The sequence below is a fragment of the Pedobacter petrophilus genome (assembly GCF_009674725.1).
Lineage (GTDB): Bacteria > Bacteroidota > Bacteroidia > Sphingobacteriales > Sphingobacteriaceae > Pedobacter > Pedobacter petrophilus.
In genome coordinates this window covers 1-12,127 of sequence record NZ_WKKH01000004.1, presented here as the reverse complement: position 1 = coordinate 12,127, position 12,127 = coordinate 1, and the positions used below count along the sequence as shown (strand labels likewise).

Below are 12,127 nucleotides of genomic sequence, written 5' to 3'. Positions count from 1 at the left end.
ATGATTAGAAACTTTAAAATAACCTTCTTCTTTGCCTTGCTTTTGATGCAGGTTCTTGCCTTTGCGCAACAATCAAAACAGGTGCGGATAATCGATAATTTCGATAGCGACTGGTCCTTTATCCAGCAGGATGTACCAGATGCAGAGAAAACAGCCTTTGACACTTCGAAATGGCAGAAACTGAATGTTCCACACGATTGGAGTATTGAGGGAACCTATGATAAAACAAACCTTACCGCTCGCGGAGGGGGATATTTGCCATCCGGAATTGGCTGGTACCGAAAAGTTTTTCATGCGGATGAAAGTTTGGCAGACAAAAAAGTAACGATAGAATTTGATGGCGTAATGGCCAATAGCGATGTTTGGATAAATGGTTTCCACCTCGGTAAACGGCCATATGGTTACATTAGTTTCATTTACGATTTAAGTAAACACCTGAATTTTGGGAAAGGAAAAACCAATGTTATCGCGGTGAAAGCAGACAATACGGTGCAACCTGCCTCACGTTATTATACCGGCGCTGGCATTTACCGGCATGTGCGCCTGGTGGCGACAGATTTTGTTCATCTGGATGACTGGGGCGTATTTATCTCTACACCTGATGCCACTTCGCAGAAAGCGATTGTTAAGGTGGAAACATCAATTTCAAATGAATCTGCCAAAGATAGCCAGGTTACATTGGAAACATCGGTGATGGATGCCAGCGGAAAAGTGATCAAAACGGTACAGACAAAGCAGAACGTCGGAGCTAAAAATGCAGCTAAAATAGCGCAAAAGATAGATGTTGCGAATCCTAAACTTTGGAATGTAGAAACGCCAATCCTCTACAAAACAGTTACAAAAATAATTATTGGAGGTAAAGTGATCGATGATCAGATCAATACTTTTGGGATCAGGGGTTTCAAATTTGAAGCAGCGACTGGCTTTTGGTTAAATGGTAAAAATTTCAAACTAAAAGGTGCTTGTTTGCATCACGATGGTGGAGCGGTTGGCGCTGCGGTTCCATTAAGCGTTTGGGAATTTCGCCTCAGCAAGCTAAAAGAAGCGGGTGTAAATGCCATCCGGACGGCTCACAACCCTGTCGCTCCGGAGTTGTTGGATCTTTGTGATCAGATGGGTTTTCTGGTGATGGACGAAACTTTCGATACCTGGACATCAGCTAAAAATAACGGAGAAAAGGGATATAACCGTTTCTGGAAAGAATGGTGGGAGCGCGATACAAGAGATATGGTTTTGAGAGATCGAAATCATCCTTCAATCATAATTTATAGTGTAGGGAATGAAATTCATGATGATTTAAATAGTCCGGAAGGTTTCAAAAAATATAAAGATCAGCAGGATCTCATTCATTTGCTTGATCCGAGCCGACCGGTAACGATGGCACTTTTTCGCCCTGCAAATTCAAAAGTCTATACCAATGGTTTTGCAGAAACAATGGACGTTGTTGGGCAGAATTATCGCGAAAATGAATTAGTGGCCCTGCACAACCAGAAGCCAGATTTAAAGGTAATTGGTACAGAAAACACACATGTTATTCAACAATATCTGGCGCTTCGGGATAACCCTTTTATGGCTGGTCAGTTTTTATGGACGGGTTTTGATTATCTGGGTGAGGCAGATTGGCCTGAGATAACTAACGGGCAAGGTTTATTTGATCGCATTGGAAGCTGGAAACAGCAGAGCTTGCAACGCCAGAGCTGGTGGTCTGAAAAGCCAACGGTCCATATCGTTAGAAAAGAAGGAAATGCAGGTGCCGGAGAATGGATCAACAACTGGACACCAACAGATTTTGATACTTATGATGATGCGAAAGTTGCCGTTTACAGCAATTGTGATGATGTAGAATTGTTTTTAAATGGAAAATCTTTAGGCGGCAAACCCAAACCAGCGGACGACTCGCCAAGGTTATGGGAGGTAACTTTCGAAAAAGGGACGATCAAAGCGGTAGGTAAAAACAAAGGTAAAGAAGTGGGTTCAGAAGAACTAAAAACCGCCGGGCCGCCAGCTAAAATTGTGCTTACCGTTGATAAAAATAAAATCGGCAACCGCTGGGATGATGTAGCTTTCGTAACTGCAAAAGTATATGATGAGCAAGGGAATATTTGTCCGAATGCCGACAACCTGATTAAGTTTAGCCTTTCAGGAAACGGAGTAATCGACGCTGTAGACAATGGAGATGTTGCCAGTCATGAAACTTATAAAGCGAAACAGCGACATGCATACCGGGGTGTTGTGATGGCTTACATTAAAGGGAATGAAGCCGGAAATATCGAAGTAAAAGCGGCTGCAGATGGTTTGGAAAGTGGATCAGTAAAGTTTGAAGTGATTGGGAAATAAAGCGATTGTCATCCTGAACTTATTCAAGGAACGAGATAGGAAGAAAAGTGCTGAACTAACTTGAGCATGGTGAGTGATCAAGCTTCGTGCCGATAGAAATAGTTAACAGTAAATCAGTATAATCATGTTATCATCCCCTTTAGGGTAAAAAAGTAAAAATGAAATTAACGAAAATAAAAATACTGGTTGCGGCTTTATTAATGTTTGGCGCAACTGCTTTCATCAATCAAAGTAAACCTTCATTGCATACCATCGGCGATTCAACCGTTCGCAATTCGAACAAGGAAACCTGGGGTTGGGGAACACCTATCGCTGCACTGTTTGATACAACCAAAATTCGGGTCGAAAACAATGCCATGGCGGGTAGAAGTACCAGAACTTATTTATCTGAAGGAAGATGGGATAAGGTTTTAGAGACTTTAAAGCCAGGCGATTTTGTCACGATGCAATTCGGCCACAACGACGGCAGCGTGCCAGATACCACAAAAGCAGGTAGAAGAGGCGTTTTAAAAGGAACAGGAGAAGAAACAAAAGTATTAACCTGGCCAGATGGAAAAGTAGAAACGGTCCATACTTATGGCTGGTATCTCCGCAAATTTGTTCGCGAAGCAAAGGCTAAAGGAGCTACGCCAATAGTGTTGTCTATGATTCCGAGAAATGAATTCAGAAACGGAAAGGTGCTTCGTGCAGACCAGGATTTTGGTAAATGGGCCGCTGAAGTGGCACAACAGGAAAATGCTTATTTTGTCGACCTGAATAAAATTACGGCTGATAAGTACGATGCAATGGGACCAGAAAAAGTAAAAGCGTTTTTCCCGGGGGATCATACCCACACCAATTTAGAGGGTGCAAAAGTAAATGCGCAATCTGTTGTAGATGGGGTAAAGGAGTTAAAGGGCTGTAAACTGAGAAATTATTTGCTTTAAATTGTTAAACGTTATTAAACCTCGTAGGTTTTTAAAACCTAAGAGGTTGGAGAAATTTATCCTATAAATATTATTCTATGAAATCTAATCAAACCTGTTTCAGCATCATTTTACTTGGTGCATTCTTCCTGTTTTCATCTTGCATACTCTTTAAACAAAAAGAAAAACCAACCCTCTTCTTAATCGGCGATTCTACCGTTAAAAATGGAAAGGGAAAAGGCGACGGTTCTTTGTGGGGCTGGGGAAGTTTTATCGGCGATTTCTTCAACACAGATAAAATTAACATTGAAAATGATGCACTGGGTGGAACCAGCAGCAGAACTTTTCAAACCAATGGCTTATGGGATGCTGTTCTGGTGAAAATTAAAAAAGGCGATTTTGTGATGATGCAGTTTGGCCACAATGATAGCAGCCCGCTGGATGATACGGCCCGCGCCCGTGGTACCATTGGAGGAATTGGAATGGAAAGTAAAGATACTTTTAACCCGATTAAGAAAAAGCAGGAGGTGGTTTATACGTACGGCCGGTATATGCGTAAATTTATTAACGATGTGAAGGCTAAAGGTGCTATTCCGGTAATTTGTTCCTCCATTCCACGCAATCCTGTAAAAGACGGGGAAGTGGTTTTAGTGGATGACCGCTACGCAGGCTGGGCGCAGGAAGTGGCCAAAGCAGAAAAAGCAGACTTTGTTCCGCTGAATCAATTGATTAAAGATAAGTATTCGGTGTTACCGGCAAGCGACGTGCAAAACTATTTTACTGAAAAAGATCATACCCATACGAATGAGGTAGGGGCGAAAATGAATGCCGCAATGGTTGTTAAGGGTTTGAAAGCAATAAAGTCGAGTAAACTTAAAGGTTATTTGAAGTAATAAATCGTCATCGCGCTTGGCTTGCCTCGGCTGGCCGCAGAAGGGCTTTTACTTTTTTGCTTGATCAAAAAAGTAACAAAACCGAGCATTTCTGCGAGCTCATGAATGCAAATAAAAACATAAACAGCAAATGAATAAAATCAAGGCTTGGATCTGATGTTGGATAAGCCATTCGAAAACCTGATTTCGGCAGCACAAGTACCGATGAAGAATCGGCAAATGTGCGCTGCCTTGGTGGGGTGAGGGGGTAAAGTTGGTGGGGGTGGTTTTCAACTGCTTCTCCTTCCATCATCTCCCAGGCCGGATAGCATGGCGTAGATAGCGTTGTGCCCTCAAAAAGTCGTCCTTGCGAGGCACGAAGCAATCTATTTAGTAATATCATCACGCGTCTTCCTGAACCTGGCGTCATCTGAATTCATTTCAGAACAGGACCTATCTCTTATGCGAAAAGTCTTCATTGTTAACTGAAGGCTTATTAATCATTTGACCGCTGCGCTGGCTTGCCTCGGCTGGCCGCCGAAGGGCTTTTCTCTTTTCCTTGATGAAAAGAGACAAAAATCAAGGCTTGGATCTGATGTTGGATAAGCCATTCGAAAACCTGTTTCGGCAGCACAAGTACCGATGAAGAATCGGCAAATGTGCGCTGCCTTGGTTCGGTGGGTGTTTAAAGTTAGTGGGAACGGTTTTCAACTGCTTCTCCTTCCATCATCTCCTAGGCCGGATAGCATGGCGTAGATAGCGAGGGTGCCATCAGTAAATCGTCATTCTGAATTTATTTCAGAACCTATGTTGTAAAATAAAAGATGCTCGCGGGTTTAAAATAAAATCGTCGTTGCGAAATGAAGCAATCTATTCGTAATATCATCGCGCGTCTTCCTGAACTTGATTCAGGATCTATCTTTTATGCGTAAAATCGTCATTACGAACGGAAGCGGAGCTTGAGCGATCACGTGAAGCAATCTTTTTATAGTTTCAGTTAACAGTTGGATGGCGGCAGTTAACAGTTGAGCACTTTCCGTTAACAGTTGGATGGCGGCAGTTGACAGTTGAGCACTTTCAGTTAACAGTTGAATAGCGGCAGTTAACAGTTGAGAACTTTCCGTTAAGAGTTGAGCACTTTCAGTTAACAGTTGGATAGCGGCAGTTAACAGTTGAGAACTTTCAGTTAAGAGTCGCAAATATTTTACAGTGGCTATAAAGCTGGTTTAAACGATTTTGAGCTACTGATTCTTTTCGAGCAGGACACTACAGGTTGCCCAGGTACATTTTTAACGCTATAATAGTGGCTTTAACCAAATATGAGGAATGCTTTAGCATTCAATTCGTTTAAAAATATGTATATAAAAATATCATCGTTTACCAGGTGGGTTACTTCTGCACTTTGCCTGCTAATCCTCTTTTCTGCCCATGCCTCTGCCCAAACTATTTCCTTAAAAGGTAAATGGCGATTTAAAATTGATGCCAAGGATGAAGGTGTACAGGCAAAATGGTATTCATCGGCTTTGCCCGAAACCGTTAATCTGCCTGGCTCCATGGCTGAAAATCTTAAAGGCGATGACATTACGCTGAAAACAAAATGGACAGGAAGTATATACGATAGCTCTTATTTCTATCATCCCCGTTTGGAGAAATACCGCAAACCCGGAAATCTAAAAATCCCATTTTGGTTAACCCCTGCCAAACACTATACCGGGGCAGCATGGTATCAAAAAGATGTCGAAATTCCTGCAGACTGGAAGAATCAGCGAGTAATTTTATCTTTAGAATATCCCCATTCAGAAACGCGGGTATGGATTGATGAGGTAGAAATCGGTTCAGCTTTTACTTTCGTTGTGGCGCAGAATTTCGAATTACCAGCAAACCTCAAACCTGGAAAACATACCATTACACTCCTGATTGATAACCGGATTAAAGCCATCAATGTGGGTCAGGATTCGCATAGTTTAACCGATCATACCCAGGGAAACTGGAATGGTGTAGTTGGGAAAATGTTTCTTCAGGCAGGCTCACCGTTTTATTTTGAAGATATTCAGGTTTATCCCGATTTGAAGAAAAAATCTGCCACAGTAAAAATTGAGCTGAAAGGGCTTGCCAGTGTATCTTCTACAGGGAAAATCACCTTATCAGCGAAAAGCTTTAATACGAAAAACAGCATTCAGGTGAAGCCGGTAACTGTTCCTTACGAAATTAAAAATGGTACAGGCACGTTAGAAATTAATTTGCCTATGGGCGATAAAATTGCCACCTGGGATGAATTTGACCCGGCTCTATATCGTTTAACGGCCTCTTTGTTTTCGAAGGATGGCAAAAAAGATCAGAAAGACATTCAATTCGGCATGCGGGAATTTAAAGCTGTCGGACGAAGTTTCGAAATCAACGGTCGCCCGGTGTTTTTGCGCGGAACGGTGAACAACTGTGAATTTCCATTAACCGGTTATCCGGCTATGGATGTTGCCGCATGGGAAAGGATTTTTAAAATTTCGAAAGCGCATGGTTTAAACCACATGCGTTTTCACTCGTGGTGCCCGCCGGAAGCGGCGTTTATTGCTGCAGATTTGGTTGGCTTTTACTTACAACCGGAAGGACCAAGCTGGGCCAATCATGGTTCATCAATCGGTGAAGGGAAACCAATTGATCAGTTTATCTATGATGAAACCAACCGCATGACCAAAAGCTACGGCAACTATGCCTCTTTTTGCATGATGGCTTATGGGAACGAACCTCGCGGTAAACAGGTGGAGTATTTAACCAAATTTAATAATTACTGGAAGGCAAAAGATTCGAGAAGGCTTTATACCGGCGCTTCGGTTGGGGGCAGCTGGCCTGTAATTCCCAACAACGAATTTATGGTGCGGGCAGGTGCAAGGGGTTTAGACTGGGGCAAACAACCAGAAAGTTTCTCTACCTATGCCAGGCAAATTGAGCAATTTACAGTCCCTTTTGTGGCGCATGAAATGGGGCAATATTGCGTTTTTCCCAATTTTGAGGAAATGAAGAAATATACCGGTGTTTACCGGGCGAAGAATTTCGAAATGTTTCAGGAAGATCTGGCTGATCACGATATGGCAGATCAGGCAAAAGATTTTTTAATGGCATCAGGGAAACTACAGGCCTTGTGTTATAAAAATGAGATTGAGAAAGCCCTAAGAACACCGAATTACAATGGTTTTCAGTTACTGTCGTTAAATGATTACCCAGGGCAAGGAACTGCTTTAGTTGGGGTATTGGATGCCTTTTGGGATGAGAAAGGTTACATTACTGCAAAAGAGTTTAAACGATTCTCCAACAGTACAGTGCCTTTGCTCAAGGTTCCGAAATTTGTTTACACCAATAATGAAAGTCTCAATGCTTCGGTAGAAGTGGCACATTTTGGCAAGGCCCCGATTCCAAATGCAACCATTTTATGGGTAATTAAAGATGCTTCGGGTACTGTTTTAAGTAAGGGTAAGTTCGATCAAAAGTCTTTACCGGTGGCCAATTGTATTCAGATAGGCGATATCCAATTTGGACTAAGTGCTATTCAAAAAGCTACCCAGCTCAATCTGGAGGTATCAATTGAAGGAACTGAGTTTGCAAATGACTGGAATTTTTGGGTTTATCCGGCTGAACTTCCAAAAGCTAAATCAAATTTTTATTACACCGAAATTTTAGATGATCAGGCGAAAAAGGTTTTAGAAGAGGGCGGAAATGTATTTTTAAATGCTGCCGGAAAAGTGGTAAAAGGGAAAGAAGTGGTGCAAACATTTTTGCCTGTTTTCTGGAATACTTCCTGGTTTAAGATGCGTCCGCCACATACTTTAGGCATCCTTTGCGATCCGAAGAATCCAGCCCTGGCTAACTTCCCGACAGAAGGCCATAGCGATATGCAGTGGTGGGAAATTGTAAATAAAGCGCAAACCATGAATCTGGAAGACTTTCCACCTGGTTTCAGGCCAATTATCCAGCCCATTGATACCTGGTTTTTGAATCGCAGGCTGGCTTTGGTTTTGGAAGCCAGAGTGGGCAAAGGAAAATTAATCGTTTCCAGCGCTAACCTTTCTCCGGATTTGAAAGCATCGCCGGCGGTACAGCAGCTTTATTTCAGCCTGCAACAATATATGATGTCTGAAAACTTTAAACCTAAATATGAAGTGGCCTTTAATACCGTGAAAGACATTTTTGAAAGTCCATCGAAAATCCAATTCAATACCTTTACCAAAGATAGTCCGGATGAATTAAAGCCTAAACCAAAAACCAATTAATCGCACTTACATAACCATATATTTGCAATGAAAAAATTTATAATCTGCGCTACCTTAGTTACCAGTTTGTTTTCCCAAGCGCTTTTAGCACAAAAACTGCCTAAAAAGAAAGCGGTTTTGAAAGTACTAAAATCTACCAATGCTTATTTTATGAACAAATGGCCGGATGCCGGAAAGTCTATCGTAACCAATAGGGAAAGGCCAAGCAACATCTGGACAAGGGCTGTTTATTATGAAGGATTAATGAGTTTATATCAAATTCATCCTGATAAGGAATATTATGATTATGCCGTACAATGGGGCGAAAAACACAATTGGGGATTGAGGAACGGCATCAGAACCCGTAACGGTGATGACCAGGCCTGCGGACAAACCTACATCGATTTATATAATATCGACAAAAAACCAGAGCGGATCAGGGATATCAAAGCTTCGATGGATCTGATGATCTTATCTGATAAAGTGAATGACTGGACCTGGATTGACGCACTCCAGATGGCGATGCCGGTATTTGCGAAGCTGGGTAAAGTATACAACGACACCACTTACTATAGTTACATGTACAAAATGTACCTGCACAGCAAAAATGTAGAAGGCGGGGGTTTGTATAATGCAAAAGACGGACTTTGGTGGAGAGATAAAGATTTTGTGCCACCTTACAAAGAGCCAAATGGCGAAGATTGTTACTGGTCGCGTGGAAACGGATGGGTAGTTGCGGCATTTGTTCGCGTATTAGAGACCATGCCTAAAGATGCAATAGGTTATGATGAATATTTAAAAACGTACCATGAAATGATTAAGGCTTTGGTACCCTTGCAACGGGCTGATGGATTTTGGAATGTAAGTTTGCACGATCCAGATCACTTCGGTGGAAAGGAAACTTCCGGAACGGCTTTGTTTGTTTACGGCATGGCCTGGGGTGTAAATCAGGGTATTTTAGATAAAGCCACTTACCTGCCTGTCATCGCGAAAGCATGGAAAGGCATGACAAAAGATGCAGTTCATAAAAATGGATTCTTAGGCTATCTGCAAGGAACCGGAAAAGAGCCAAAAGACGGACAGCCGGTCAGTTATACCAGCATGCCTGATTTTGAAGACTATGGTCTAGGTTGCTTTTTACTAGCTGGAACCGAAGTTTATAAACTGAAATAATAAAGGTGATTTCAATCGGAATAAATCATAATGATAAATAAAATTTTGGCTTATGTGTTGATCTTATGGTCATCAACCGCCTTTTCTCAAACCATAGGCGATTATAAGTCTGGTTTTAAGAGGCAGGGGAATGCCATTTCTTTTACCACTACAAAAGGTGAGGTAAAGCTGGATTTATGCACACCGGAAATGTTTAGATTAAGGGCAACCTGGAACGGTAAATTTGAGCCCAACGAAAACCTGATGGTAATTAAATACGGTTGGGAAAACGTAAAGGCCTCTATAGAGGAAAAGAAAGACCAATTTTTATTAAGCACGGCTAAGCTGCTAATCAAAATAAATAAGGCGCCTTTTAAAGTTGATGTTTATGATCTGAATGGAAAGTTGCTTACTTCCGAAAAAAACGGTTCAATTTCTAAAGAAAATACAAAGGTTGGCATCACCAAAAAACTACAGCCCGATGAACACTTTTTCGGCTTTGGCGAGCGGATGGATTTCCTGGATCGCAGATTCAAAAAAGTAACATTAAATGTGGGCCGTGGCAAGGGTTTACCGCACGCCGTTGGTGCATACAATATCCTGGAAGCCAATTACTGCCCGGTTCCATTTTTTATGAGCACGAAAGGTTATGGCATTTTTCTGCATAATTCTTTTGCCACAGAGTGGGATATGGGGCTGACGAATAGGGATCAATACAGTTTCAAAGCGATAGATGGGGAACTGGATTATTACTTTATTTATGGGCCAGCTTTTCCCGCGATTTTAAATTCATATACCTCAATTACAGGTAAATCGCCTATGTTGCCGCAGTTTGCGCTGGGTTTGCATGCGGGTACATATAGTGGCGGTACGTGGGGGCACGAAGAAAAAACATCAGATCAATATGTAGTTGAGCTCGCCAGGAAATACCGGACATTAGGCATTCCGGTCGACTTACTTTGGTTAGATTCTACCTGGAGATTATTTGGTGAGATTGGCGGTAAAGGTGCTACTTCGTTCGAGTGGAGGGAAACGTTTAAAGATCCGAAAGGGATGTTCGACAGCATTTATGCTATGAATTATAAAATGGTTGGTTTGCACCTTCGTCCGAGGTTTGATAATGCGAAAAAATTAAACCTTTTAGATCAGGCGCAAGCCAAAGGCTATACTTACCCTGAAAATGGAAAACCCGGCGAATTTGTTAACTTCTTTGATGAAAAGGCGACGCAATGGTGGTGGGATAACGGCGTAATGCGTGTAGCCAAACTGGGGGCGAAATTCCTGAAAACCGATGAAGGAAGTGCTTTCGGTGCATTGGCAAATGAAAGCGAAAAGGTAGGCCCAACGGGGAAACAAGCCGAACGTTTGCACAATCTTTTTCCTGTAGCCTATGCAAAAGCGCCGTTTTTGGAGTTTGAAAAATTTAATGGTTTCAGGGGGTTAAATCAAACCCGGGAAGGTTATTCCGGCATTCAACGCTATCCTTACATTTTTGCCGGCGACTGGCCAAGTGAATGGCAGTATTTCGCACCGGTAATTAAAGCCGGTTTAAACATTGGTTTATCTGGCGTTGGCTCATGGGCACATTGCATGGGCGGTTTTGAACATCAGGCAGATCCGGAATTGTATATCCGCTGGGTGCAATTCGGCATGTTTAGCCCGATTGCCCTGGTTTTTGGAATGGATCATCCGGGTTATAAAGAACCCTGGAATTACGGCGAAGATGCTTTACGGAACTTCAGGAAATATGATCTTTTGCGCTATCGGCTAATGCCATACCTCTACACCAGCATGCATCAGCAATATGAAGCCGGTTTGCCCATGATGAGGGCCTTGGTTTTAAACCATCAGGAAGATGAAAACGTTTACGAAATAGCAGATCAATATATGTTCGGAGACAACTTGATGGTGGCTCCGGTAACCACTAAAGGTGCGATCACCCGTTCGGTTTATTTGCCCGAAGGCGTATGGTTCAATTACTGGACAGGTGAAAAATATGACGGGAAAACTTATCGCCATGTGGTAGCCCCGCTGGATACTATTCCGCTTTTTGTAAAAGCAGGAAGTATTATTCCGATGCAGCCAGAAATGATTTACAGTGGTGAAAAGCCCGTTGATGTGATTACATTGGATGTTTATCCATTTGGGGAGTCTAAATATGATCTTTACGAGGATGATAATTTGAGTTCAAAATACAAGACAGGTGATTTTTCCATTACAAAAATCACTTCATCATTAAGCAGTAACGGTTTAGTTTTAAAAATAGCGAAACCAGCAGGAGCATTTAAGCCAGCGATTCACCGATATTTAGCCAAAATTCATTGGTATAAAGAAGGAAGCCCGGTGGCAGTTTCGGAAAATAATAATAAATTAAAAGCGGCACAAAACGCAGCAGAATTAGACAAGAATGCCGGATGGTATTACGATGCAAAAAGCAAAATACTTTGGGTTAAAACAGCAGGAAACAATACGGGTAATATTGGTTTTAGTATCAATTAGCGTGTAAAATAAGAAGGTCGTTGCAATGGGTTTTAAAAGAAATCGTCATCGTAAGTTTGTATAAATAGGTTTTGAGAATTGCTGACAGGATATAATTTTGTTCAGCATAAAAGATCCAGCA

Annotated in this window: 7 protein-coding genes; 6 read left to right on the top strand and 1 reads right to left on the bottom strand. The window is 42.0% G+C overall.

The features are described 5' to 3' along the window. The 3 genes from GJU39_RS03320 (at position 1) to GJU39_RS03310 (ending at position 4,135) form a co-directional block, all read left to right on the top strand. The gene (locus GJU39_RS03320) at positions 1–2,337 is read left to right on the top strand and encodes a glycoside hydrolase family 2 TIM barrel-domain containing protein (protein WP_154279275.1); all 2,337 of its coding nucleotides are present in this window, start codon (positions 1–3) and stop codon (positions 2,335–2,337) included. 158 nt (positions 2,338–2,495) lie between these two features. Next, positions 2,496–3,263: a rhamnogalacturonan acetylesterase gene (locus GJU39_RS03315; RefSeq protein WP_154279274.1), complete on the top strand. Its 768-nt coding sequence runs from the start codon at positions 2,496–2,498 to the stop codon at positions 3,261–3,263. 77 nt (positions 3,264–3,340) lie between these two features. Further along, a complete protein-coding gene (locus tag GJU39_RS03310) occupies positions 3,341–4,135 on the top strand; it encodes a rhamnogalacturonan acetylesterase (protein ID WP_154279273.1) in 795 nt (264 codons plus the stop codon). A gap of 64 nt (positions 4,136–4,199) precedes the next feature. Here GJU39_RS03310 and GJU39_RS23505 read toward each other — a convergent pair whose 3' ends face one another. Then, positions 4,200–4,544 (bottom strand): hypothetical protein, encoded by a 345-nt coding sequence (locus GJU39_RS23505; protein ID WP_209437584.1) that lies wholly within the window; start codon positions 4,542–4,544, stop codon positions 4,200–4,202. A gap of 925 nt (positions 4,545–5,469) precedes the next feature. Here GJU39_RS23505 and GJU39_RS03305 point away from each other — a divergent pair. Genes GJU39_RS03305 through GJU39_RS03295 form a run of 3 tightly spaced genes read left to right on the top strand, consistent with a single transcriptional unit; the run spans position 5,470 to position 12,006 of the window. Next, the gene (locus GJU39_RS03305) at positions 5,470–8,376 is read left to right on the top strand and encodes an exo-beta-1,4-galactosidase (RefSeq protein WP_154279272.1); all 2,907 of its coding nucleotides are present in this window, start codon (positions 5,470–5,472) and stop codon (positions 8,374–8,376) included. Positions 8,377–8,403: 27 nt separating this feature from the next. Beyond that, complete coding sequence (locus GJU39_RS03300) at positions 8,404–9,528, top strand: glycoside hydrolase family 88/105 protein (RefSeq protein ID WP_154279271.1); 1,125 nt, start codon at positions 8,404–8,406, stop codon at positions 9,526–9,528. A gap of 30 nt (positions 9,529–9,558) precedes the next feature. After that, a complete protein-coding gene (locus tag GJU39_RS03295) occupies positions 9,559–12,006 on the top strand; it encodes a glycoside hydrolase family 31 protein (RefSeq protein ID WP_154279270.1) in 2,448 nt (815 codons plus the stop codon). Positions 12,007–12,127 lie beyond the last annotated feature (121 nt).